We start from the raw sequence: 25,621 nt of genomic DNA, 5'->3' as shown, positions 1-25,621 counted from the left end.
GCATCATGCCTTATTTACTTTAAACCTAGTCGTTAAAGGATGACATGATGAACAACCAGCAACCTTACCGTCGTAATGTTATACATGTAGTTCAGCATCTTGCTCCTGGTGGGCTTGAAAGCTTAACGCTCGATTTATTGAATTTTGCAAACCCACAGACCAATACTCTCATCCTCAGTTTAGAAGGAAATAAAGAAGCAGCGATTAAGAACTGGCCGAAGCTTGAAGCCTTTAGCGACCGGTTATTATTTCTGGATAAAAAAAACGGTGTACACCTAGCTATGATTCCAGTCCTAGTTAATCTGTTTCGCTTTCTTAGAGTTGATGTGGTGCATACTCATCATATTGGTCCATTAATTTATGCGGGTATTGCAGCCAAAATAGCAAAAGTTCAGGTTCGAATTCATACCGAACATGATGTTTGGCATTTAGAGAATAAAAAACATTTCAACTTACAAAAATGGGTATTGAAGGCTGTCAAACCAATTCTTGTTGGGGACGCAAGTTATGTTGCTGACACATTAAGACAACGCTTTCATTATGCAAACACCATTACCGTTAAAAATGGTATCGACTGCGAAAAATTTAACTTAGGTTCAAAAAAACAAGCACGCAAACAACTTGGCTTAGATGCAGACACCACCTTTATTGGTTGTGCTGGTCGCCTAGAAACAGTGAAAGGCCATGATTTAGCAATAAAAGCATTAGCACTACTGCCGGATTCTGTTCACTTAGTCATTGCGGGGCAAGGTTCACAAAGGGATAAATTGCAAGCTCTAGCTAAACGTTGCGCTGTCACCTCTCGCGTTCATTTTCTTGGTTTAGTTGAAGACATGCCTATTTTTTATCAAGCCATCGACCTATTTTGTATGCCGTCACGCTGCGAAGGTTTTCCTCTTTCACCATTAGAGGCTCAGGCATGCGGAACATCCGCCGTGCTGACCAATGTCGGCGCATCACGCGAAACGCTTTGCCCATTGTCTGGATTTATTGTCAAACCAAATCGAGTATTGGATCTCGCCATAGGCTTGAAGCAAGCTTTAGACTACCCCATATGCTTTAACCCAAGAACGTTTGTGCTCGCTCACAGCGATATTCGGCAAATGGTGAATTCGTATGAATCTTTAGCTACGGAGGCGTTAGCATGATGGAACTTATCTTAATTGTTGTATGTATAACCTGTGGCGGTTTGATTATTTATCATCATGTTGGATATCCCTTGTTTCTCAAGTGGTACTCCAAAAGCCATCCAATCAAAACCGTCCCCAAAACACTAAGAGGTTACCGTCAAGCGCAAAATGACTCGTTACGCCCAAGTGTGACCGTTGTGGTCCCTGCTTTTAATGAATCTCGCTGGATTGCTGAAAAAATTCGCAATCTCGCAGCTCTTGACTATCCCAAAAGCCAGCTGACCGTCATTATTGCTTGTGATGGTTGTACAGATGATACTGTAGAAATAGCAGAACAAACCATACAAGAAGCTATTTGTAGTGATACCTATTTTGAGGTCCACAGCTATACGCTTAACCGCGGAAAAGTGGCGTTACTGAATGATGAAATGACGTATGTTCAATCTGAGATCACGGCTTTTAGTGATGTTAGTGCTTTAATCTCATTGGATGCTTTGCTCATTGCTGAGCAGCACTTTATGAATCCAGATGTAGGTGTCGTGAATGCTCAGTATCAGTTACTTGATCAAACCAACCAAGGTGAAACAAATTACTGGCGTTATCAAGGACAAGTCAAACTGAATGAAGCTTCACTAGGATCCACCCTTGGGGCTCATGGTGCGCTTTATCTCTTTCGAACCGCTTTATTCGAACCTTTATCTGAAAATACGATCAATGATGATTTTGTACTGCCTATGGAAATCATTCGTAAAGGATATCTCGCGCATTACGAACCCAATATGGTGGCCCTCGAACTTGAGCCTACCCAACAAGAGAGTGATTTCAAACGACGTTTACGTATTTCTGCCGGTAACATGCAACAAATGATTCACTTATTTGAATTGTTTAGCCCACGATATAAAGGTGTTGCTTTTGCTTTCTTTTCAGGGAAAGGATTGCGTTTAGCAACCCCATACTTGATGCTGATTTGCTTCAGTTGCTCACTTGTACTCATGCATAATTTTTTATTCATGATTCTGTTATTACTACAAATATTTGCCTATAGCCTAGGGGCATTAGGCGTGCTATTCCCACGACTATTTAGCTACAAAATTTGCCAATTAGTGACATATATCGTTGCGGGCCATTATGCCAATTTTATCGGTGGGCTACGCTACCTACTTGGGTTGGAAAATGGCCGTTGGGCTCGAGTCAATCGTTAAGGAGATGATGATGAAAACTCGCAAACTTACTCGCTTATCCGTTTATGCAACCAAGCGCGGCTTTGATTTTATCGGTGCTGCACTTGGTCTGCTATTACTACTACCCATTTTACCGTTTATTGCATTAGCGATTAAAACCACATCATCAGGACCTGTTTTATATCGCCAATTGCGAGTGGGTAAATCAACCCCTGAAAAAATGGCGTTCTTTGAAATCATCAAATTTCGTACCATGTATGAAGATGCTGAAACCCGCTCTGGCGCTGTGTGGGCAACCGAAAATGATCCTCGTATTACACCTGTTGGTCGTTTTTTGAGAAAAACTCGTTTGGATGAAATTCCACAACTATTTAATGTATTAAAAGGCGAAATGTCTTTGATCGGACCACGCCCAGAAAGACCCGGTTTCTATCAAAAACTCGAGCAAGCCATTCCCTATTTTGCAGATCGAACTTATGGAGTATTACCTGGAATTACTGGCCTTGCCCAAGTTAATCAAGGTTACGATACCTGCATCGATGACGTTCGACGCAAAGTCGGTTTTGACCATAGTTATGCGTTATCCATGAATTCATTAGGTGGATGGCTGAGTATGGATTTAAGTATCCTCACTAAAACCTTGATAGTGATGATCGACGGTAGAGGACGTTAAGCAATAAAAAAGGTGCGAGAACCGTAATGCCGTTCACTTAAGAGTGAACGGCATTTTTGTTCTTAGCATACCGTTGTGGTCTGGGTTTAACTGTTCTAGGGAATGTCCTTTCCCTTCGCCCTTCAAGTATTAAGCTTTCAGCCATGTTGTGGAACCCCTTTAGCTGACGAGGTATTGCGCCTGGTGTTGAGTAAGGTAAGCCTACAAGTAACGCAGATACATGAGCTAATGTGCCGTTAAAACTCAGTTGATAAGGAAGGTAATTTCCCTTTAAATTGAAGCAGAGCTCGACCATCTGGTATCGGATTAAATTGTAAGTAAGCAAGATGCCCCATAACTCCTGCTTTACCAGTTCTGGTAAACGACTTCGCAGCGTGAGACGATTTCCAAGCATGTATTGCTTTTGCTCTCGGTAGCCTAGCTCAATTTCCCAACGATGCTCATAAAGGCCAACAATATCTTTTGATGGGTAACGCAGGGAGTCCGTCATGGAGGTTAATACTTGGTAGTCTTTTCCTATAATTTTACGTGTGACAAGCCGAGCGGTTATCGACTTTGGTAAATCAGGCCATAGCTTTCTAGCTCTTGGATTACTGTGTAATTGAACCAGTTTGTCGTTTCGCCCTAAAGATTGAACGATGTCATATTGTGTGTTTTTCTTGAGAGGGATAAGCCAATGGCGTTCATCGCCAGAGTCTTGCCATTTATGTAATAAACCTAAAGAATAGAACCCCTTATCGAACATTGTCACGCTATGATTTGGTGTTGCTTCTATCAGTTTTTCAGCTAATACCATTTCGTTTGTATTGTAATTATCAAATGCACTGGCCGTAATAATGTGACTGCTTAGTTCCATTTGGCAGACCATTCTCACTTGCGGATATTGCGTCCCTTTTTGTCGAGAAAATGCTTTTCATTTTGCGGATTATCGGGCGTTCGCCAAACAACGCCATCGACGCCAAGAAGCGTTAATCCATTCCACTGGGGTAACTTTGCACTTTTTAACCATGACGTAGTCATTCGCTCAAAGACCGCTTTAATTGCGTCTTCACCCAACGTCTTTCGACGTTGAGTTAACGCACTCGGTGCGACAAAAGCTTTACCTGTACGGTCGACAATATCAAGTTGGTTCACTAAATCTTTCATGGATTTACTGTTATAGATAGCCATTCCAACAAGCAGCCACACCATGGATTCTAAAGTAAATTTCCTCTTTCTCATCGTGACAGTATCAGTAAGAAAATAGGCTTCGTCGATGAGTTCAATTGGAAGCAAGTCAGACAAAGTCTCAACGCTGCTAGGTTTCCAATCATTAATTATGTTTAGAGCTTGAGAAACATCCATAAAAAAATCCAAGTGCATTAAATACACTTGGATTTTGACAGCTCTGAAGGATCCTTCAACCGATCACTTTGGCTTTAACTGATCGGCATTAGCGAGAACCGCACCTTTTTTATTACATATAGTTAAAGGAGTGAATTATCAATACTTCACTTGATAATTCAAGGTGAAGGTACGGCCACGACCTTTATAGTCATAAGCCTCTGCCGCGTGATTGACTCATGGTACGAACAAATAATGAAAAGGGATTCAATCATAAAGCGCGCCACAAACCAATGCAAAAACTTATGAATCATCAACAGATACTCCACGCCGTTTAAGACTGAATGGACTTATCTTTTTTGATTTGTTGTAACTGAGTCAAAAACTTGATCCATCCTTTGGCCGCTTGTGAAGGCTGAATAATTTCTGCTTGCTTCGCTTGGTACAGCGCCGTATCCAGTTGATTGAGTTTATACAGCGCTTGTACACGAACTAATGCAACATCAGCCTGCTTCTCTTTTGTTGTGATCTTATCGAGCGCTACTAATGCTTGGTTGTATTGCCCTTGTTGGTTATACAGCAATGCAACTTGCCAAAAGTACTTATTATCAAATTGAGCGGCAATTAACCAAGTTTCTATGGCACTTTGCCATTCTCTGGCTTGTTGCCAATACGTTGCTTGCTCTGTGATTAATGACACATCGCTATTGATATCAGGCAGAGTTTGCATCGTTTTCGCGGCACGTTCTGGAATGCCATTTTGCGCATAAAGTTGCGCTAATAGATGTGTATCTTTCTCTGATAATTCAACACCTTGTAGTTTGGCTAGCGCTAAACTATTAAGCGCTTGGCGTCGCTGATCTAAACGCAGGTGCAATCCTACTAATTGACGCCACCAATTTGATTTATTCGGCTCCAAAGCAATCAAATTTTTCAGAGTTGGAATAGCCTCTTTCCATTGTTCAAGCTGAAGTTGCGCCCCAAGCTTAAGAGAGAGTGGCGTTTTGCTATTCATTGCGGCTAGGTTTTGATATTGATCTAACGCCTTTAGCACCTTACGCCATTGCGCTAATTGGTAATGAGTCTGAGCAATACGCAACCATAATTGTAGCGCGCTTTGTGAGTCTGGAACATTTTTAACTAATTGATAATAATGTGGTAGTGCTTGTTCAAATTGACCTTCATTAACATATAAATCAGCCAACATACGCTCGGTTGTCCACATTTGTTGGTCGTTAAGTTCACCACTTTCAACCGCATATTTTATTTGGGCAATAGCTTGCTGTGTCTGGTTATTTTGCCAATAAAAAACGCCTAACATACGCGCGATAAAAGCTTTGTCGTAGCTTCTCGAACTCTCTAAATGGCGCAGTTCATCTATCGCTTCTATCAGCTTTTCTTGTTGTGCAAGTTGCTGCGCTTTTTGTACTTTTATCGCTGTTATTGGGCTTAATTCGCTGGCATTTAGGGCTAGCGATACAATAAACAACGGCAAGCTAATGAAAAGTCGTTTTATCATTTGGCGATTTTAAACTCCACCGTTACGGTTTGCCCATTTTGTGATATGGCTTGTCCATCGACAATTTGCGGCTGATATTTCCATTTTTTCACTGCTTGTATCGCTTCCCGCTCAAACATCCTCACTGGCTTTGCTTCCACGACTTTAATATTGGTCGCTTTGCCCATCTCATCGATGGTAAAGCTCAGCGTAACAAACCCTTCTACACCACGTTTAAGCGCCTTGGCTGGATAAACAGGCTCAACACGATACAGCGGCATTGCCTGTTGATTAGTGCCAAAGTCACCGAAAGTAGGCGCACTAATTGCGACTCCATTCATTACGGTATCTAGCCCTAACGCAGGCAATGCGTTAGCGGCTAACGTTTCAACTGCTACCGTTTGGGCCTGTGTTACGGGTGATTGTGGTGGTGGCTCTGGTAGTTGTAATGGCTCTGGTAAGCTACGTTGACGACGTTGAAGATCCTGCTCTTGCTCAACCATAATCATAGTAAAGCTGAGCGATTGAGCACTTTCAGTAACCCGTTGATGGCCGTTATCTATCATCCATGACATAAAACTGAATAATGCTAGCGAGATGATGCCAGCAAAAGGCAATGCAATGAATAATCGTAGCATCAGCGTTTTTCCGCAGCCAATGCGATGTTTTTCACTCCAGCCCCTTTTGCCGCGTCCATGACCTTAACAACCGTGCCATTGTAAGCATGCTCGTCAGCTTGAATAACCAGTGAAGCATCTGGCTGCTCTAATAGCAGGTGCTCTAATGTCGCTTCAACTCGCTCTGCATCAATCAGACGTTTATCAATATAGATATCATTTGCCGCATTAATTGCGACGAAAATCCCCGCGTCTTTTTGACTCACCGCATGCGAAGCTTGCGGTCGATTCACTTCAACGCCAGATTCTCGAACAAATGAACTGGTAACAATAAAGAAAATCAACATAATAAAAACAATATCGAGCATCGAGGTTAAATCGATTTGCGCTTCATCATTTTTCTGGTGGCGTCTGCCTAATCTCATCGCAAACTCCTTAAGGATTTTTCCAATTTTAGTTCAAGCAGATGGCACGCTTTTGCTAAACGAGCGTGAACAAATACGCCTGCTAATGCTGCAACCATACCAGCCATAGTTGGTAACGTGGCCAATGAAATACCCGATGCCATTAATTTAGGATCACTACTGCCTTGGTTTGCCATAACATCAAACACCGAAATCATCCCAGTAACGGTACCAAGCAAACCAAGCATTGGGCATAGAGTGACAAGCAGTTTTATCATATTGAGATTTTGGCGCAGTAGGCATTGTGCTTGCCCTAGCCACCCATCGCGAATGGCGTGGGCATACCATGAATGGTGATCGACTCGCTGATGCCATTCAGCTAACCACGTTTTACGAAGTTTGGGAAAAGCAAACATTATAAACAGCACTCGCTCAACAATAAGTAGCCAATACAAAACCACCACGCCCGCTAACCACCAAAGTACGACACCGCCTTGTTGCATAAATTGCTGCAATGTCACAAGCCAATCATTGGCTAACAAAGCACTTGGCATTACGCTGCAACCTCGGCTGCGGCAGGATTAACAGACAAGCAGTCTTGCTCCGCTTGCTCTGCAACCAAACCAATACCTTGTTTTTCCAATATAGTGCGAATGTTTTCAGCCTGAGAGCTCAAGATATTGTGTGCCAACAGCAATGGCATCGCCGCGATCAAACCAAGCACAGTCGTTACTAGTGCCATAGAAATGCCTCCAGCCATCACTTTCGGATCACCATTACCAAACTGAGTGATCACCTGGAAGGTTTCAATCATTCCTGTCACGGTTCCCAGCAATCCGAGCATAGGAGCAATCGCTGCCAACAATTTAAGCATCGATAAACCTTGTTCAAGATGAGCTTGCTCGTCGACTACCGCTTCTAATAGACGAAGTTCTAACGCTTCTACACTACGATTTTGTTCTTTGTTATAGACAGTTAGTACTCGACCCAAGGGGTTATCGCCAATTTTCTGTGGATCTTTTAATTGCGCTTTGATCTTATGATGAGTCATGAACAACACCGAACCACGATAAAGCGCAATCAGCAGCCCGATCACTAACAGTGCTAAAATAATATTACCCACAGCTCCACCAGCTTGTAAGCGTTCCATCAATGTCGGCACTTGCGCGAGTTGCTCTAGCATCACTCCACGCGATGGATCCACAATCAACATTTGTACATGGCTACCTGCCATGTTGGTCAAGGTAGGGGTCTTTTCGGGTTGTTTAGCGTAGCTTGTCGCCACCTGTTTATCACTATTCCATTTCATATAACCTTGCTCTGATACAAGGCCAAAAGCACCGATGCGATAAGCTGGAATGGATTTGGTGACACCGTCACCATCAATAAAATCAACGTCAACACGACTAAGCTCACCACTTGCGATGATCTGCTCGTTAAAACTGCGCCACAATCCGGTCAATTGTGTCATCGAAGGTAATGATTTTGCCGCAACAATTTCATCAACTTGTGCTGTGTGTTGATGCCGATCAACAGCGGTAATGGATTGCTGCAACTCGCTACTCAATGATTTGGCATTTTGACGTACCACACCAAATAACTCGCCCAAACTACCTGTTTCTAAACGTAACTGCTCTTCTAATCTAGCTAAGGTGTTTTCGTTATCACCAAACTGTTTACTGAGCAGGTCAGCCTGTGCTTGCAATGCCTTACGTTGAGTTTCTAAGTCCTGCTTAATCGCACGCAATTGTTGCTCTGTCTGTTTAAAACTCGCTTCTCGCTGAATATTATGAGTTTGCTGCTTCTGGTTTTCCTGTTTAGCACTAGCCACTAACTCAGCATTAGCAAAAGCATGTAATGAAAGCAGAGCAAAAACGAGCGAAGAAATTTTTAATAACTTGTTCATTTTATTGCTCCTGTTTCTGGTTAAGTGAAACAGGCACCGTCATTAAGTTTGGTGTTATCAGGCTGCTTGCCATTTTGAATGCATTATCTAACTCACTGTATGCGTTTGTATCCACTGAATTCCACTGTTGAGACTGTTGATCCCAAGCCCAATAATGTTTGCCATTGAAGCTTCTCGCTACCAAAGATATACGCCCAACGTATAAAATATCAGCTTCAATAGTTTCAGCGGAATTCAAAGTGATCGAACCTTGGTAAGCACCAAGTTTAGTCCCGTAATCAATTTCAATTTGGTAAGCCTCAAGAATTCGACGATATTTTTCAGCGTCACTGACATCGGCTCTGGTCATCATCGTTTGAAGTTTTTCTATGCGTTCCAAACGTTGTCCACGTTTTAGTGGTCGATCACTTTCAACGATAATGCGCAACCCATCAATCATTTTGTACATCAAAGGGACTATCCCCTGACGTGTTAGTTTTATTTCTTCAATTTGATGAGCAAGACTTTGAGTTTCTTGATTTTGGCTTTCAACCAATGACGCTAAATGATTACGGTAAATGGTGATATTTTTTACGTCTTCTTTAAGTTGATCAATTTCAGCTTGTAGTTGCAAAGCCTGTTGTGAACTGTGATTAATACTCTGCTGACTAAGGGCAGACATTGAGTTGGTGCTATTTTGAATTGCGTTAGCATCGCTTAACGTTGAAGCATTTGCGCCGAGCAAGCTTGTGGTTGCGACAAAGAGCAAACTTATTTTAAAAGGATTCATAGACGTTATTTATTACCATCAAAACAGTGCGTGCAATCTTATTGATAAAAGCTCTCATTATCAACAAGAATTGCATTCTAGCGATCTTTTACCATTCAAACAACAGTATACCGCGCTAACTTCTTCAGCAGGTTATAAAAGTCTATTTTTGGAAGTGAAGCTAGCCCAATATCAGGCTAGTTTATTAGATTTCCGCATCAGGCTGATTTTCAGGTTCTGCTGCTATAAAAGCAGGATGAGCTCTAAGATTGGCGGTTATGCGCTCAATGTTAGGGAACTGGCTAATATCAAGACTAAACCGTTCAGCGTTATACACTTGGGGAACTAAACAGACATCGACGAGGCTTATTTGATCACCAACGCAATGAGTCCCCGCCACTTGTGCCAATTTCTTCTCTAATCCGTGAAAACCAGTCTGGATCCAGTGCCTATACCAATCACTTTTCTGCGACTCACTCACGCCCAATTCACTGGTTAAATACTGCAACACCCGCAAATTATTAAGCGGATGAATATCTATAGCAATATCTTGAGCCAGTGATTTAACCAGATATTTTTCTTTGCCAGACTCAGGGATTAAACGAATGTCAGGATACACATCATCGAGATATTCGATAATTGTTAGCGATTGGTTGATACATAGTTCGCCATCTGCAAGTACTGGGATCAATTCGCTAGGGTTAAGCGCACTGAACTCCGGAGAATGCTGAACTCCACCACTTTTGACAAGGTGAATCGGAACTTGCTTGTAGGTTAATTTTTTCAAATTAAGCGCAATTCTTACTCGATACGCAGCCGAAGAACGCCAGTATCCATACAATTTTATGTCTGCCATTAATATTTCACCACTTTCTGTTCTATGCTGCCAAACAAGCTATTGCCATGTTTATCTCGCATTTCTAATTTGATGGTGTCACCAAATTTCATAAACTCCGTGCTCGGTTTACCATCTCGAATCGTTTCAATCATCCGTACTTCGGCAATGCAGGAGTAACCAACCCCACCCTCTTCAATAGAGGTTCCGTAGTCCGTTCCTTGCTTGTTCGATACCGTACCAGAACCAATGATCGTACCTGAACAGAGTGGACGAGTTTTTGCCGCGTGGGCAATCAATTGTGGAAATTCAAAGGTCATATCAACGCCTGCATTAGGACAACCAAATGCACGACCGTTATAAGTAGAAAGTAGAGGTAAATTGAGCTTGCCCCCGTCCCAATGTTCAGCCAATTCATCGGGCGTGACAGCTACCGGTGAAAACGCAGATGACGGCTTCGATTGGAAGAAACCAAAACCTTTGGCCAATTCTTGAGGAATTAATCCCCGCAGCGACACATCATTCACCAGCATTACTAAGCGGATAGCCTGAGCCGACTCGTCTGCTGTCGCACCCATCGGCACATCGTCTGTAATCACAGCGACCTCGGCTTCAAAGTCTATTCCCCACTCTTCACTAACCATTTTAATCTCATCACACGGGCCTAAAAATGCATCTGAACCGCCTTGATACATCAGTGGTTCACTCCAAAAACTGTCTGGGATTTCAGCACCACGTGCTTTCCTGACTAACTCGACATGATTAATGTAGGCCGAACCGTCGGCCCATTGGTAAGCACGTGGAAGTGGTGAGTGACATAAGGTTGGATCAAACGTTATTTCATGCAGTAATTTACCCTCGTTTAGAGCAGTGTAAACTTCGTCCAACATCGGTTCAAAGTGATGCCAACGGTCCAATGCTTGCTGAAGATTTTCTGCTATATCAGGCACCGCAACACATTTTGTTAACTCTTTGTTGACTACCACCAGCAGACCATCTCGCGTGTTATTTTTGAGCGTTGCTAATTTCATTTTATCTCCCTACTCTTGCGTCGTTTTCCAACTGTAGACATAGTGCTTATTTTCCACTAGCTGCGCTGCGTCACTAAATTGCAATGCATGACGAGTATCAATCATCACCGCGACTTCATCTGTGAATTTTTTCTTATATTCTTGCCCTGCTTTAAACGCTTTCGGATGCGGTCCATGCGTAAACCCTGCCGGATGAAACGTAACCATACCTGCTTCAATATTGTCGCGACTGAAAAAATCACCAGCGTGATAAAACAGCACTTCATCGTAGTCATCATTGTTATGGTAAAACGGCACCTTCAATGCTCCGGGGTCACTTTCAATCGGACGCGGAACAAATGTACATACCACAAAACCTTGTCCAACGAAGGTCGTGTGGGCGGACGGAGGTAAATGGTAGCGGTGCGACATTAAGGGACGAATATCTCGCCAATTCAGTTTGACTACCGCGAGATCACCATGCCAGCCAATGGCATCTAAAGGATTAAATGGATAAGTAATCACGCTCACTTTTTCGTGACGCTTTAGCTCTACTTGCGTGCTCTGCTCTGAATACTGATCTCTAAACTGCTCATTGATTGAAGGGACTTCTAACACCGCCGGGTCAAAGATTGCATGATTTCCGACCAGTCCTTTTTCTGGCAGAGAGTACGTTGCATCGGTATTTTCTATCATCAGAATAAACATTGGTTCGCTCGGAGCTAAACGCCAATTAGTGCCACGAGGGATCACAACATAGTCCCCTTCGGTGACATTTAAATGCCCATAGTCACAATATAAATCCGCTTTACCTTGATGGATGAAAAGCAGTTCATCACCATCAGCATTACGAACTAGATGGGTCATGGCTTGTGCTACTTTCCAGACACGCACTTTGCAGTTGGCGTTGTGTAAAAGATGGGGCACAGCCCAAGGAGAAGATTTCTCAGCCTGTTCGACATGGTTAAAGTTGAATGCTCTTGGTCTTAACTCACCTTGCCATTCAACCCACCCAGTCGGAGCATGTTGATGATGAAAATGTGCCGCCGGGCCAAAAAAGCCACTGCGTCCGGCTTCTCTTTCGTATATTGCCTGTTGCGGAAAATCGGCGTGCGCTTGTTTAGAGCACACCCCTTCTCGATGAGGGAATGTGATCCATTTATGCATCGCTTAGTACTCCTCGGCGAATTTGATCTTCTTCAATCGATTCAAACAGTGCTTTGAAATTCCCTTCCCCAAATCCTTCATTACCCTTACGTTGAATGATTTCAAAAAAGACCGGACCAATGACGGTTTGAGTAAAGATTTGCAACAAGATGCCATCTTTCATTGGTGCGCCATCAATCAAAATACGCAGATCTTTCAACTGTTCAACATCTTCTTGGTGCCCTTCGACCCGCTCATTGACTTTCTCATAATAGGTATCTGGGGTTGGCATGAAATCCATACCACGTTCACGCAGTGTGTTCACTGTGGCGTAAATATTATCTGTCGCTAAGGCAATATGCTGAATACCTTCACCATTATATTCGCGGATAAATTCTTCTATCTGTGATTTATCGTCTGAAGATTCGTTAATAGGAATGCGGATTTTGCCACATGGAGCCGTCATTGCTCGACTCACTAACCCTGTCAGCTTGCCTTCAATATCGAAATAACGGATTTCTCTGAAATTACCAATACGCTCATAGAAACCAGACCACACATCCATGTGCCCCTGTTTTACATTATGCGTTAAGTGGTCTATTTCATATAAGCCAACATTCGCGGTTGCTACGCGCTCATCGGCATCGGGGTAAAATTTAAAATCCACATCGTAAATACTTTGGCTGCCATAGCGATCCACAAAATAGAGTAAGCTGTCGCCAATTCCGTAAATAGCTGGAATACTGAGCTCCATTGGCCCAATCTGAGTTTTGTATTCTTTACCACCATTGGCTAACGCATGTTCCATCGCAAGGCTAGCATCTGCAACACGAAATGCCATACCACAAACCGAAGGGCCATGCTCACGAGCAAACGACTCCGCTTGACTATGCGGTTGAGCGTTAACAATGAAATTGATGTCTCCTTGGCGGTATAGCCAAGCTTGTTTGGAGCGATGCTTTGCTATTTCGGCAAAGCCTAATGACATAAATAGCGCTTTTAATTGCTTGATCCCTGCTTGGCTTGCGGCTGTATATTCCACAAACTCAAAACCATCAGTACCTAGTGGGTTATAGGTTGCTGCCATCTTTTTTACTCCTTCAGTGCACGAGCGTTACCATGCTTTAAAAATTTATCTATGTTTTGATAAGCTATTTAAAGAAAATTACGCAATTTTTGGCAAAAAGGAATGACTGAGCGGAAAACGGTGCAGCTACCTCACCCGCCACAAAATGTAATTAAATTGTTACAGTTAAAGAATGAGCATCCACAAGGATTATGATGTTCAGGAAAAATATGACGCGCATTAATATAAAACTCTTAAATACAAATAGTTAAATTAAATTAACTCTATAATAAAAAGCTAGCCAATTATGAGAGATAGAGTATTCTAGCAATTACAATGTAACATTATTGCTACAATTACAATAATTAGCGCAATGACTCTATCAAGAATAATCCTACAGTGTAATTGTTGTGTTAATTCTCTCAATAGTGTCTATTAATGCAGCACTATATCTTTATACTGCGACTCCTTTTTATAAACAGATAGGCAGAAGATTTAACTTATGCTCAACAGATTCACAGATAGCCAACGAAGACTGATCACAAAAGCGTTTGCTGTTTTAATACTACCAGTCCCTATCGTTTTTTCTGTGGCGTATCAAGTTAACCTAAAAGCTATCAATAACAATTTAGAGACCATTGCCACCTCTTATGTAAAGCGAATAGAACACCTCATTGATGATCTGAAAGAAAATAATTACCAAGCACTCTATCGCACCAATAACTGCGCTCAGATTCAAAATAACTTTCTTTTTGAGAGCAACTTAAGGGAGATGCTAATTGTCGAAAATCAAACCATCACCTGCTCTTCAAAACGTGGGGTTAGGCACACCGATATCAGTCATCGAGTATCGGCAAGTGGCTTGAATGCAAGGGAATTCTTATTTGACCTAGAAGGTGATCCTGATAACCGCACGTTAGTCGTGGTCGATGTCGATAAGAACAATCCGCAACGTGGTGCTGTGTCCATTATGGATAGGCATTATGTTTCTGCTCGCTTGGGACATGGCTCTGATAAGCGTATAAAAAAGATTGTTGTGAAGTTAGGTGAGCTTTACTACCCAGCAAATAAAGAATTTGTCAGTCAAAATCCAAGTCAAATTGTCAAATCAAGCCGTTACGATTTTTCCATAATGGTTGAAGCTAGTTCTAATTTTGTTGATTCAAGGGTTATTTTTAGTTTCCTCGGTGCTATTCCGGTCTCTTTGGCAATATCAATATTGATTTTCATATTTTTTCAATGGTTTAGTAAACGAAACTCGTTAGTTGATGATTTAAAAAGAGCACTAGTCAATAAAGAGTTGTTTTTAATGTATCAACCGATCATTTCTAGTGACGATCATTCTATTATCGGTGCAGAAGCTTTGATTCGTTGGGTGCATCCAAGCCTTGGATTTATCCGACCAGATACCTTTATTCCTTTAGCTGAAGAGCATGGGTTAATTAATCAAATTACCGACTACGTGATTGAACATGCTTTTGAAGATTGGAAAATGATCACTATCCAAGATAAGTTCCACCTTGGGGTCAATGTTCCTCCTTCATACCTTCTCAATGACCTTTGTTTACAACGGCTTGAACAATATGGTCGAGCTTTTAAGGATATCAATATCAATTTTGATATCGAAATCACCGAAAGACAGTTATTGAATGAACAAGGGCAAAAAGCCATAGAAGAGGTGCGAAAATTAGGTATTCAAGTTTTCATCGATGATTTTGGTACCGGACATACCACTCTTTCTGTGTTGCAAAATATCACTTTTGATTGCTTAAAAATCGATAAATGTTTTGTTGATACTATTGGACTGCAATCGGTTAACGCACCCGTTTTGAATGCCATCATAGACCTCGCGCATAGTTTAAATATCGCAATTATTGCTGAAGGTGTCGAGACAGAAGAACAAGCCCACTACTTAGCAGCAAAAGGGGTACAATTCCAGCAAGGTTACTATTTTCATCGCCCACTAATGCTTGCAGATATTCATCTAAAGATGGACCAATAGATTTTCATACAAAAAAGTTAGTGGCTTAGCCAAAACAGATAAACTTGCTCAATGTCAGTAATTAGACGGTTTTATTTTATCGGTATTTTTTGATTTACCTCAGCATCTTGACCCTGTAACACGCGATAAGGTATCGCTTCTGTTCCCTACAAGGTAAGACACAATGAATTCCATAAATGAGCAACGTTTGGTTGAGCACTTCTTTGATTTGATCAAAATTGATAGTGAATCAGGCAATGAAAAGCAAATTGCTGAAACCTTAGCAACACAGCTTGAAGGGCTAGGCTTTACCGTTCATAAGCTTGCAGTGCCAGAGCAAGTCTCTAATGGCTTCAATATTTATGCTCGCTTAGAAGGCCAAATAAACGACAGTGTCGTATTAAGCTGCCATATGGATACCGTAAAGCCCGGCATGAGCATTACACCGATTATCGACAATGGCATTATTCGCTCTCAAGGCGATACCATTTTAGGTGGCGATGATAAGTCAGGTATTGCTGCTATTATCGAGGCCATTCGCTGTATTCAAGCTGAAAATCTGCAGCACAAAACTATTGAAATTGCCTTTACGGTTCATGAAGAAGGTGGTCTTCAAGGCTCAAAACAATTCGATATGACGAACATTCAATCAACGAAAGCCATTGTGTTAGATACTGGCGGTCCAATCGGCACTATAGTAAAAGCCGCACCAGGCCAGCAAAAGATTGTAGCGACAATCAAAGGCAAACCTGCTCATGCAGGCCTTGCTCCTGAAGAAGGGATCAGCGCGATCATGGTTGCCGCTGACGCTATTACTCAAATGAAGTTGTTACGCATTGATGAAGAAACCACGGCCAACATCGGTATTGTTCAAGGTGGTGGCGCAACCAATATTGTCATGCCAGATATTAAAATTGTTGCCGAAGCACGTTCATTGAATGATGACAAACTGAGTCAACAAGTTGAACACATGGTTTCAACTTTCCAAACGACGGCAGATAAACACGGTGCACAAGTCGAGATTGAATCAACACGCGCTTATAACGCTTTTGTTTTGGATGAAGATCATCCGCACATTGTAGCGATCAAAAACACCTTCCATTCTATTGATATTGAACCTAAAACTAAGCGTACTGGCGGCGGTAGTGACGCCAACAACTTCAACGAAAAAGGGTTAACAACAGTCAATCTTTCAACTGGCATGGCAAAAGTTCATACTACTGAAGAGTACATTGCAGTTGCTGACATGGTTAAAATAGCCCAGTTCGTAAAAGCGTACTTAACGGCATAAAACAAAAAGCGCCTCTATTTTCGGAGGCGCTTTTCTTTACATAGACAAAAAATTAAACTTACAAGCCGATACCTTCAGTTAAAACTTTTATCTGCTCTAGATCCATGCGGTGTACTTGTATCATTTGGTCAATTTGACTGATACGAGAATTCGCAGCATCTTGCTTATCACAAGCATCTGATTTCGCATCCCAAGATTTACCTTCCAAGTAAGCGTCACAGTCAGACTTCAGTAACTTCAACTTTGGAGTAATGGTTTGTTTCTCTTTCTCTAGCGCTTCAAGCTCTTGTTTAATTTTTAGCTCACGTTGGAAAAGTTCACGTGAACGTTCAAACATGGTCGCTTGCATATCCGCCTGGCGATTGAGCTTACTATTGCTTTGAGCAATCTCTACTAGCTTTTCTTTCTCATCATTGAGTTTCGCTTGTAGCAACTTATTTTCTGATTCCAGTTTTTTATATTTTTCTTGGAATTGATTCAATTGTTCTTGATGCTGTGAATTCTGTTCATCCAATGCTCGTTGTATTTTAGTCTCAACTTCAGCGTCAACTTCTGCCACTTTCAATTCTACCGTTTCAACTAATTGTGTACGGTCTTCATTGAGCTGCTGATATTTTTCTTCCAATTGACTATAGCTTTTTTGCCATTTATTAGTGGTGATACTTGAACCTATCAGGCCGCCTAGTGCCAAGCCTAATACTCCCGCCAATGCGAGATAAACGTAAGTGCGTTTATCTCGTTCTTCAATGACTACTACATCCTCTTGTTCGTCAATGTCAGTATGTTTATCCACTCTTTTACTCCTCTATAAACATCAGCGGGTTAATTCAGCAATTACAATTGAAGCGGTGTAGATTACAAAAGCAGACAGTAAGGTAATAACAACACCTTTCTGCAATTTTTCATTAGTGCGAAAACGCACTAAAATGAACGCCAAAGCGATCAATACAACGATGGTTATTAGTCGTGTCATAGCACTATTCCTCCAGCGTATTTTATACCATTTATAGCATGTCAAAGGTCAGAGAAAAGTAGAACAATCGACAAGTTGCGTAAACTTTCACCTTAATCGCTTTTCATTGTTACTCATTGGATAAATCGATTGGACAACAATTCACCGATCAATATAAAAATGAGACTAAAGCCACAATTTATCTTGTTTTGCAAACTTCTTTATGTAACATATCGTGCCTTGACGGTAAGCACTGCTTGCGGTCAGTTCCGATGAAGACTGCAGGAGAGAGGCTAGTTCATTCTTAACTGAATAAACTAACCCACCGAAGAAGTAAATCTTTCAGGTGCTAATGTTCTATTTACAGAACAAGCGAGGACTGTAGTTGGAGGAACCTCTGGAGAGAACCGTTGAATCGGTCGCCGAAGGAGCAAACCCTGGCATAGGGTGAAACTCTCAGGCAAAAGGACAGAGGAGTGGAAAGCTATAATTTTAAATAGGTATTGTCTATTCAATACCTATCGTGTTCTATTTGATCACTACCCTTTCCCTCTTCTCCTTAACTGTTGTTTTATTAAGGGGAATTCATGAACAACCTGCAATCTATACTTGAAGCTGTTGATAGCTTTATTTGGGGACCACCACTTCTTATTTTATTAGTGGGTACTGGTGTCTATTTTACCTTTCGTTTGGGACTTATTCAGTTTCGCCACCTTCCAACGGCACTAAAAATGGTCTTTAGCAAAGATAAGTCATCGGATAAACAAGGTGATGTATCAAGCTTTGCTGCGCTTTGCACAGCATTATCCGCCACTATCGGTACCGGTAATATTGTTGGTGTCGCAACCGCAATTAAACTAGGCGGTCCGGGTGCACTGTTTTGGATGTGGCTGGCGGCACTATTTGGTATGGCAACAAAATATGCAGAATGCTTGCTCGCGGTAAAATATCGTAAAGTCGATGACAAAGGGCAAATGGTTGGCGGCCCAATGTACTATTTACAATATGGTGTTGGTTCGAAAACACTAGCAGTTCTATTTGCTCTGTTTGCAATTGGCGTGGCTTGCTTTGGTATCGGCACTTTCCCGCAAGTAAACGCCATTTTGGACGCCACTGAAATCTCATTTGGTGTATCTCGCGAAATTTCAGCTATAGTTCTGACGCTTTTAGTCGCCTTTGTCACCGTTGGTGGTATTAAATCGATTGCTAACGTGGCAGGTAAAATCGTACCGGCAATGGCACTATTCTATATTGTTGCCTGTTTAAGTGTGATTGTGAGCAACAGTGATAAACTGCTAGATGCAATCAGCCTTGTCATTACCTCTGCATTTACCTCAACCGCTGCTACTGGTGGTTTTTTAGGGGCGAGTATCATGCTTGCTATTCAATCAGGTATCGCACGCGGTGTCTTTTCAAATGAATCTGGACTTGGCAGTGCGCCAATGGCTGCTGCCGCTGCGAAAACAGACTCTTGTGTAAAACAGGGGTTAATTTCGATGACGGGTACGTTCTTTGACACCATTATCATCTGTACGATGACAGGCCTTGCATTAATACTTACCGGAGCATGGCAAAGCGATTTTTCTGGTGCAGCGATGACCACTTACGCATTTGCTGTTGGTTTGAATGCTCAAACATTGGGACCAATGCTTGTCTCTATCGGTTTGATGTTTTTTGCTTTCACTACGATTTTGGGTTGGAACTATTATGGTGAACGTTGCGTGGTATTCCTATTCGGCACAAAAGCGGTTTTGCCTTACAAAGTGATATTTATCGGTTTAGTTGCATCTGGCGCTTTCTTGCATCTGGATATGATTTGGATCATTGCAGATATCGTTAACGGGTTAATGGCCATTCCAAATCTCATTGGTTTAATTGCCTTACGCCACGTCGTGATGGAAGAAACGAAACTGTTCTTTGAAAAACAACCTTCAAACGCTGTGAATACCGTTCAGACACAATATTAAATCGACACCGCAGGTAGGTATTCAACAGCCCTATCTGCGGTTTAATGACATGTGTTTTTGCTTACGTATCTGTTTATCTAAGCAAGAGTGGGACCAATTTAAAACTGCTAAAATAATGATTGCAGTAGGCACTCCAAGATCTAACGCTATCCCTCCAAGAAACAGCAACACACACACCAAAACAACCGCACAAATAAGTAAAATATTCACATCATCTCCCACAATTTCCTACCGAGTAGCGCATGTGGGTATTTATACTTCATATTTAAGGACGTTATTTCAGGGAAATGTCAGCGCAAATTTATTGAGAAAACTCCTACAACCCTATTTATTGAATTGTTTCTTTCTCAAGTAACAATTTGAGACCCAGGCCGATAAGTACAACACCAGTTGTGCCTTCCATCCATTTCATAAAGGATGCATTTTTAAGTAGATTCTTTGCAGAGCTTAGTGCACCCGCTAACCCACATTGCCAAACCATGGCAATAACAAAGTGAACAGCGGCCATAAATAATGACTGAAATAATGGAGAAGACTCTGGATTAATAAACTGAGGTAAAAATGCTAAATAGAATACCGCTGTTTTAGGGTTAAGCACATTCGATAGAAAGCCCTCACGCAATGAACGAGAGAGTTTGAGCTCGCCGTGAGAAACGGTGGAGATATTCATCCCTTGCCCATTTTTTAATAGAGCTTTTAAGCTAGAAAGCCCTAGCCAAATCAAATAAGCAGCACCGATCATTTTCACGAAATGAAATAGCTCTGCGGATTGTGCCAAGATCGCTGAAATACCTACCGCCGAAAACGTGGCATGAACGAAAAGACCGCCGCAGATACCTAAACTAGTGACGCATCCATCACTAAAACCAGCGCGAGAGGTATTACGAATAACCAATGCGGTGTCTAGCCCTGGTGTTAAGGTTAAGATGGTAATGGCAATTAAAAATGCCTCAAAGTTTTGGATATACATACCAATCCCTGTATGAAAAATAATGCGGTCAGTTGTTCTTTTTATACCTGAGCATTTGATTGATGTCTTTAAGAGTTTTGCAGCAGATAAGAAAAAACCCGATAAAATCGGGCTGTTTCCGTGTCTAGTGATGACTACAACAAAATCACCAGAGCAGATTTTTATCCAGCAAGTAATTTACTTTCAATTCAATTGGATAATTTTTTCACTAGAGTACACCTTATTCACTTTATCCCAAGGGATCGGGTCAATTGATACACCTGCGTCTTTTGCGCGTTGGTGAATACGCCCTAAATAAGAAGCCTCTTTATAGGTGTCTGCTGTAAAACCGTTGCTATCACGATCCAATTCGGCTAAATAGACGGTCTCGCCACAACCTCTTAGCCAAACTTTGGCTTGCCCATTGGGCACTAAACCAGCACCATAAAACACAGGTATGTCACCATCAAATCTAAAACCACCATTTTGCGCAAATTCATCACCTATAGAGCAAGGTCGATGCCAACCTTAAGATTGTTTAATTTCAATAAGTTATAATGATAAATAAAACATATCGAGCAATAACCTGCCTAGCATAAGCAACTTTTTGCTTTATGGGGTAGAAAATTGCGATGAAAGCACAAAGTTGAACGCTTGGTTGAAGTGATATTGATTGCTACACTCATCTCTTATTTTTAAGTCACGGAAGGCAAATGTCATGTATGCATTCGATAAGTTAGTACAACATTCTAAAAAAATCTCTCACTTTAGCCATTTAGCGGCCATTTGTGGCTGGGACCAAGCAGCAGTTATGCCTTCAGGAGGTGCGCAAGCTCGTTCAGAAGCGATGGCACAGCTATCGGTACATATTCATAGTTTGTTAACTCAACCCCAGTTGTCTGATTGGTTTGCTCAGGCAGAAACAGAAGCATTGAATAATGAACAAAAATCGATATTACGCGAGCTAAAACGCCAATGGTTACAGGCAAATGTACTTCCAGAAACATTAGTTCAAGCCAAGTCATTGGCTGGTTCTAAATGTGAGCATGCATGGCGTACTCAACGTGGTAACAACGATTGGGTCGGTTTCGAAAAAAATTGGGCGGAGGTGGTTAAGCTATCTCAAGAAGAAGCACAAATTCGCGCGGATGCAACCGGATTTACACCTTACGATGCTATGCTCGACATATACGAACCTGGCACTAATACCGAATCTCTTGACCGTGTTTTCTCTAATGTGAAGACCTGGTTACCTGATCTCATTGATCAAGTTATTGATAAGCAAAAGTCTGAGCATATCATTTTGCCTAGCGGACATTACCCTGCTGAGAAACAAAAAGCACTCGGTTTGGAAGTAATGAAACTACTGCAATTTGACTTTGAACATGGCCGACTCGATGAAAGTGTTCACCCTTTCTGCGGTGGTGTTCCGAGCGATGTTCGTATCACCACTCGTTATAATGAAGCCGAATTTATACAATCTTTGATGGGTATCGTCCATGAAACTGGCCACGCTCGTTATGAACAAGGATTGCCTAAAAACCTTGCTGGGATTCCGGCAGGCGAAGCTCGCTCAATGGGGATACATGAATCTCAATCTTTGTTTTTTGAAATGCAAATTGGTCGTAGCAACGCATTTATTGAACACCTTGCAAAACTTTCAGCCAAACATATCGCTGATAATGAAGAAAATGTATTTGAACTTAATAATTTCCAAAAAATTTACACTCGTGTAGAGAAAGACTTTATTCGCGTTGATGCTGATGAACTTACCTACCCTGCTCATGTCATTCTACGCTATGAAATTGAACGTGATTTGATGAATGGTAAAATTCAACATACTGATATTCCTGAACTATGGGATCAAAAAATGCAGGCGTATCTAGGGCTATCGACTAAAGATAATTATAAAAACGGCTGTATGCAGGACATTCACTGGACTGATGGGAGCTTTGGGTACTTCCCCAGCTATACATTAGGCGCTATGTATGCCGCGCAATTTATGGCAGCAATGAAGAAAACTGTGGATGTGGATAACGTGATTAAATCAGGCGATTTAACTCCTATTTTCAATTGGTTATCTGAGAATATTTGGCGCAAAGGAAGCTTGCTAACTACCGATGAGCTAGTCACTCAGGCGACTGGGGAAACTCTAAACCCTCTACATTTCCAAAATCACCTTCGAAGCCGTTATTTGTGATATAGCTATAGAGGCTCCAACACAGGTAATATTGCGTCGCTTCACACTGAGGGCTACCCTACATGACTAGTACTTTGACAAAGTGCAAACCATCAGTAGCCCTTTAAAGTAAAATTAATCAATACCATTTTAAAGCCACTTATTGATAACCCCTCCACCATAGTATTGATGGGGTCTTAGCTGGCTGTAGTAAGTCACAATATAACGAGTAACTGAAGTCCTATTTTCGCGATAACAAGTAATTTTTTTAGCTAGAAAGGTAGGTGTTGCTTCCGATATTTTTAATTGATATTTTTATAGTTATAATATCGTTTTTCAACTAACATTATTGATACCATCACCTTATGAAAATAGGTAATGTTTTGATATCGAGAAGTAATTTGAAAAGCATCATTGGATCTAAATTGTCAATTCACATCACATTGTTGATGCTTTTGAATATCATTTCTTTCACGGTGCTAAATCGCGAATATCATGAGCAAAAGACTCGCATATTAAACAACTACTCGGCCATTATGCAATCAAAAGTCGAAGCGAGTTTGGGTGTTTTTAAGAAATTTTCTCATTACGTATACCAGCAAATATCGCAGGATACACAGGTGATGACGCTTTTTAAACAGGCGGTAGAATCCCCAGGCCCAGTCAGGGATGCGAGTCGACAAAAAATATATCAACTTCTGAAACCAAATTACGATCTATTGAAGGGCCATAACTTTCGTCAATTGCACTTTCACTTTGCCAATGGTGATAGTTTCTTAAGAGTACACAAACCTGAAAAGTATGGTGATAACTTATTTTCTGTTCGTGAATCAGTGAGGCTTGCGAATACACAACAGCAAATCATTGAGGGTTTTGAAGAAGGTAAAGTGTTCAACGGTTATCGATTTGTCTATCCGCTTACTTTTGAACAGCAGCCTTTGGGAAGTGTTGAAGCTTCTTTGTCTATGGGAAGCATCCTTGAGCTTCTGTTCGAACTTTATCCACATGACGACTTTTACTTTGTGATCAATAAATCTACAGTGGATGCCAAGCTATTCGAGGACATGAAAGGCAACTATATTCCAACCTTACTATCTGAAGATTACTACTATGACAAAGCGGTATTTGAACAGAATCTTGCCAATATTAAGTATAGGGATTTACTCAAAAATGTTGAGAGTCTTGGCGCAGAGTTGAGCCCACTGATTGAACTTGAAAAGACCTTCTCTCAGGTGATAACGGTGTCTAACAGAGATTATGCGATGAGTTTTATCTCATTCCAGAACTTCAAAAATCAACATGTGGCTTACTTGATTACCAGCTCTGAAGATACTGCGGTAGGGGGACTGCGTAACACATTTCTGATGTACGCACTTTTGGTTATACTTGTATCCATGATTTATGCGTGGAATATATACTCAGAGCACGTATACAAGAAAAAGTTGATGTATCTTTCCAACACTGATTTTTTGACTAAGCTGTTTAATCGCAACAAGTTTACCGAGAACTTAACGTTTGAGTTCATCAAATATAGAAAGTCTAGTGGGTTCTTCAGTGTGGTTCTGTTCGATATTGACCATTTTAAGAGGATTAATGATGGTCTTGGCCATAATGTCGGTGATGCGTATCTAAAAGAGCTCAGCGAGCTTGTCGCTTCAAAAGTCAGGCATTCCGACACGTTTGCTCGTTGGGGTGGAGAAGAGTTTATTGTGTTACTCCCTAGCACTCCCGAAAGCAGCGCACTTAAGGTCGCCGAATTGCTTCGCAAACAAGTTGAGTCACATCAATTTTCGTCACCTCAGAGAATCACCATCAGCTTGGGGGTTGCTGAAGTCAATGACAGCGATAAAAGTATTGATGATGTTATAGCAAGAGCGGATAAAGCTTTATATGAGTCAAAAAACGCTGGGCGCAACAAGGCCACGGCATGGTCTGAGAGTCATTAAGGTCTGTTAACAAATAGCAAGGTTCCACTTGATTAGGCAAATTTGACCAAATACAAACGAATCAGAGCCACTTCTGGCACTTTCATGACTATGCGCTCAGAAAATACTACTAAAATAGGACTGCTGTGAATACGTTACAAATGGAAGTTTCATGACAACAAATATGAAGTTTTTTTTGCTTTCAGCGATTTCTGTGGCTGTTTTAAGTGGTTGTGGTAGCGATAGTGCTCCTCAACAAAAAACCGCCAAAGTTTCATTCTCAATTACCGATGCCCCAGTAGATACTGCTGTCGAAGTTAATGTTACCTATAAGTCACTAATTGTCCTATTGATGGCAATGTCGTTTACCTGTACCAAGGCAATTATACCAATGAGCTTGGTCAAGTTCTCGAAGGATTTGTTTTAGGTGATGAGTTTGATCCTGCTGTTGATAAGTCAGTTCCTGAAAATGTCGTAGCCCCTTACGCCTCAAAAATGGTTGAAAGTGCTGATGCAGGCTACTCGTACAGCTTTAACTTCCTACCACAAGGTGATTACACCCTAGCTTTTAGCTGTAGTGCGATAGACGATAACCCTGAAACTTACGATAAAATCGTTATTGCCGATCCAATAGACCAAGTCAAACACTTTACTTTAACTGAAGGTGAAAACTTAGAGAGTGATTTTTTTGAAAACGTTGACTAAATAAGATTAAGTTTGAGTTTGAGAGTTCATTAAATCCCTTGAGATTATTGATAAAGTGATAGATATAGATAAAGCTGCCACCACTTTCCCAGAGCTCACTTATTCGCTTAGTTTAGAAAAGCAAAAACGCCAGTC

At 41.4% G+C, this 25,621-nt stretch carries 23 protein-coding genes, 2 pseudogenes and 1 riboswitch; of the genes and pseudogenes, 10 read left to right on the top strand and 15 right to left on the bottom strand.

The genetic code is table 11. From position 1 onward, the window contains the following. The first annotated feature begins 47 nt into the window (after positions 1-47). From MCT08_RS08440 to MCT08_RS08430, 3 genes are read left to right on the top strand one after another with little or no spacing between them, the layout of a single operon-like run. A complete protein-coding gene (locus tag MCT08_RS08440; protein WP_176245520.1) occupies positions 48-1,148 on the top strand; it encodes a glycosyltransferase in 1,101 nt (366 codons plus the stop codon). Continuing rightward, complete coding sequence (locus MCT08_RS08435) at positions 1,145-2,332, top strand: glycosyltransferase family 2 protein (protein WP_172533236.1); 1,188 nt, start codon at positions 1,145-1,147, stop codon at positions 2,330-2,332. Before MCT08_RS08440 ends, MCT08_RS08435 begins: the two co-directional genes overlap by 4 nt. A 10-nt stretch (positions 2,333-2,342) precedes the next feature. Beyond that, on the top strand, positions 2,343-2,984 hold the full coding sequence (locus MCT08_RS08430) for a sugar transferase (protein ID WP_053311484.1): 642 nt from the start codon (positions 2,343-2,345) through the stop codon (positions 2,982-2,984). Positions 2,985-3,021: 37 nt separating this feature from the next. Here MCT08_RS08430 and MCT08_RS08425 read toward each other — a convergent pair. From MCT08_RS08425 to hppD, 11 genes and pseudogenes are all read right to left on the bottom strand, one after another. Further along, positions 3,022-4,328: pseudogene (locus tag MCT08_RS08425) on the bottom strand (IS4 family transposase). 313 nt (positions 4,329-4,641) lie between these two features. Next, complete coding sequence (locus MCT08_RS08420; protein ID WP_274678241.1) at positions 4,642-5,826, bottom strand: tetratricopeptide repeat protein; 1,185 nt, start codon at positions 5,824-5,826, stop codon at positions 4,642-4,644. Continuing rightward, positions 5,823-6,443: an energy transducer TonB gene (locus tag MCT08_RS08415; RefSeq protein WP_274678240.1), complete on the bottom strand. Its 621-nt coding sequence runs from the start codon at positions 6,441-6,443 to the stop codon at positions 5,823-5,825. The genes MCT08_RS08420 and MCT08_RS08415 overlap by 4 nt, the downstream gene beginning before the upstream one ends. After that, positions 6,443-6,847: an ExbD/TolR family protein gene (locus MCT08_RS08410; protein WP_053311471.1), complete on the bottom strand. Its 405-nt coding sequence runs from the start codon at positions 6,845-6,847 to the stop codon at positions 6,443-6,445. Before MCT08_RS08410 ends, MCT08_RS08415 begins: the two co-directional genes overlap by 1 nt. Then, positions 6,844-7,380 carry a MotA/TolQ/ExbB proton channel family protein gene (locus MCT08_RS08405; RefSeq protein WP_053311470.1) on the bottom strand — a complete coding sequence of 179 codons (537 nt, stop codon included), beginning with the start codon at positions 7,378-7,380 and terminating at the stop codon, positions 6,844-6,846. Before MCT08_RS08405 ends, MCT08_RS08410 begins: the two co-directional genes overlap by 4 nt. After that, positions 7,380-8,732 carry a MotA/TolQ/ExbB proton channel family protein gene (locus MCT08_RS08400; RefSeq protein WP_274678239.1) on the bottom strand — a complete coding sequence of 451 codons (1,353 nt, stop codon included), beginning with the start codon at positions 8,730-8,732 and terminating at the stop codon, positions 7,380-7,382. The genes MCT08_RS08405 and MCT08_RS08400 overlap by 1 nt, the downstream gene beginning before the upstream one ends. A gap of 1 nt (position 8,733) precedes the next feature. Next, positions 8,734-9,501, bottom strand: coding sequence for a DUF3450 domain-containing protein (locus tag MCT08_RS08395; RefSeq protein ID WP_274672094.1), 768 nt, complete (start codon positions 9,499-9,501; stop codon positions 8,734-8,736). Positions 9,502-9,685: 184 nt separating this feature from the next. Further along, positions 9,686-10,336 carry a maleylacetoacetate isomerase gene (gene maiA, locus MCT08_RS08390; protein WP_168522141.1) on the bottom strand — a complete coding sequence of 217 codons (651 nt, stop codon included), beginning with the start codon at positions 10,334-10,336 and terminating at the stop codon, positions 9,686-9,688. Beyond that, on the bottom strand, positions 10,336-11,346 hold the full coding sequence (locus tag MCT08_RS08385; protein ID WP_274678238.1) for a fumarylacetoacetate hydrolase family protein: 1,011 nt from the start codon (positions 11,344-11,346) through the stop codon (positions 10,336-10,338). The genes maiA and MCT08_RS08385 overlap by 1 nt, the downstream gene beginning before the upstream one ends. 9 nt (positions 11,347-11,355) lie before the next feature. After that, positions 11,356-12,492, bottom strand: coding sequence for a homogentisate 1,2-dioxygenase (locus tag MCT08_RS08380; RefSeq protein WP_274678237.1), 1,137 nt, complete (start codon positions 12,490-12,492; stop codon positions 11,356-11,358). Next, positions 12,485-13,558 (bottom strand): 4-hydroxyphenylpyruvate dioxygenase, encoded by a 1,074-nt coding sequence (gene hppD, locus MCT08_RS08375; RefSeq protein ID WP_274678236.1) that lies wholly within the window; start codon positions 13,556-13,558, stop codon positions 12,485-12,487. The genes MCT08_RS08380 and hppD overlap by 8 nt, the downstream gene beginning before the upstream one ends. Before the next feature lie 481 nt (positions 13,559-14,039). Here hppD and MCT08_RS08370 point away from each other — a divergent pair, with 481 nt between their 5' ends. Together MCT08_RS08370 and MCT08_RS08365 are read left to right on the top strand one after the other, a co-directional pair. Further along, positions 14,040-15,539, top strand: a complete 1,500-nt coding sequence (locus tag MCT08_RS08370) for an EAL domain-containing protein (RefSeq protein WP_274678235.1) — start codon at positions 14,040-14,042, stop codon at positions 15,537-15,539. 163 nt (positions 15,540-15,702) lie between these two features. Beyond that, a complete protein-coding gene (locus tag MCT08_RS08365) occupies positions 15,703-16,809 on the top strand; it encodes a M20/M25/M40 family metallo-hydrolase (protein WP_168522131.1) in 1,107 nt (368 codons plus the stop codon). A gap of 58 nt (positions 16,810-16,867) precedes the next feature. Here MCT08_RS08365 and MCT08_RS08360 read toward each other — a convergent pair whose 3' ends face one another. Both MCT08_RS08360 and MCT08_RS08355 read right to left on the bottom strand, forming a co-directional pair. Then, positions 16,868-17,602, bottom strand: coding sequence for a chromosome partitioning protein ParA (locus MCT08_RS08360; protein WP_168522129.1), 735 nt, complete (start codon positions 17,600-17,602; stop codon positions 16,868-16,870). A gap of 21 nt (positions 17,603-17,623) precedes the next feature. After that, on the bottom strand, positions 17,624-17,782 hold the full coding sequence (locus MCT08_RS08355; protein WP_168522127.1) for a hypothetical protein: 159 nt from the start codon (positions 17,780-17,782) through the stop codon (positions 17,624-17,626). Between the two features lie 366 nt (positions 17,783-18,148). Continuing rightward, positions 18,149-18,243, top strand: a riboswitch (glycine riboswitch). 105 nt (positions 18,244-18,348) lie between these two features. Here MCT08_RS08355 and MCT08_RS08350 point away from each other — a divergent pair. After that, the gene (locus MCT08_RS08350; RefSeq protein ID WP_168522125.1) at positions 18,349-19,728 is read left to right on the top strand and encodes an alanine/glycine:cation symporter family protein; all 1,380 of its coding nucleotides are present in this window, start codon (positions 18,349-18,351) and stop codon (positions 19,726-19,728) included. 328 nt (positions 19,729-20,056) lie between these two features. Here MCT08_RS08350 and MCT08_RS08345 read toward each other — a convergent pair whose 3' ends face one another. Together MCT08_RS08345 and MCT08_RS08340 are read right to left on the bottom strand one after the other, a co-directional pair. Continuing rightward, positions 20,057-20,698 carry a LysE family translocator gene (locus tag MCT08_RS08345; protein WP_171981498.1) on the bottom strand — a complete coding sequence of 214 codons (642 nt, stop codon included), beginning with the start codon at positions 20,696-20,698 and terminating at the stop codon, positions 20,057-20,059. Positions 20,699-20,881: 183 nt separating this feature from the next. After that, positions 20,882-21,115, bottom strand: a pseudogene (locus MCT08_RS08340) (DUF2931 family protein); the annotation flags it as partial. Between the two features lie 280 nt (positions 21,116-21,395). On the opposite strand from MCT08_RS08340, the gene MCT08_RS08335 reads away from it, so the two are divergent. From MCT08_RS08335 to MCT08_RS08320, 4 genes are all read left to right on the top strand, one after another. Next, the gene (locus MCT08_RS08335) at positions 21,396-22,877 is read left to right on the top strand and encodes a carboxypeptidase M32 (protein ID WP_274678234.1); all 1,482 of its coding nucleotides are present in this window, start codon (positions 21,396-21,398) and stop codon (positions 22,875-22,877) included. A 380-nt stretch (positions 22,878-23,257) separates the two neighbouring features. Beyond that, positions 23,258-24,802 carry a sensor domain-containing diguanylate cyclase gene (locus MCT08_RS08330; protein WP_274678233.1) on the top strand — a complete coding sequence of 515 codons (1,545 nt, stop codon included), beginning with the start codon at positions 23,258-23,260 and terminating at the stop codon, positions 24,800-24,802. A gap of 151 nt (positions 24,803-24,953) precedes the next feature. Beyond that, a complete protein-coding gene (locus MCT08_RS08325) occupies positions 24,954-25,208 on the top strand; it encodes a hypothetical protein (protein ID WP_274678232.1) in 255 nt (84 codons plus the stop codon). A 68-nt stretch (positions 25,209-25,276) separates the two neighbouring features. Beyond that, entirely contained in the window at positions 25,277-25,486 is a 210-nt protein-coding gene (locus tag MCT08_RS08320; protein ID WP_274675091.1) for a hypothetical protein, read from the top strand. The last annotated feature ends 135 nt before the right edge of the window (positions 25,487-25,621 follow it).

Origin of the sequence: Vibrio aestuarianus (assembly GCF_028858425.1) — a bacterium.
GTDB lineage: Bacteria > Pseudomonadota > Gammaproteobacteria > Enterobacterales > Vibrionaceae > Vibrio > Vibrio aestuarianus.
The sequence above is the reverse complement of the archived record's forward strand: the minus strand, read 5'-3'. Positions and strand labels throughout refer to the sequence as shown.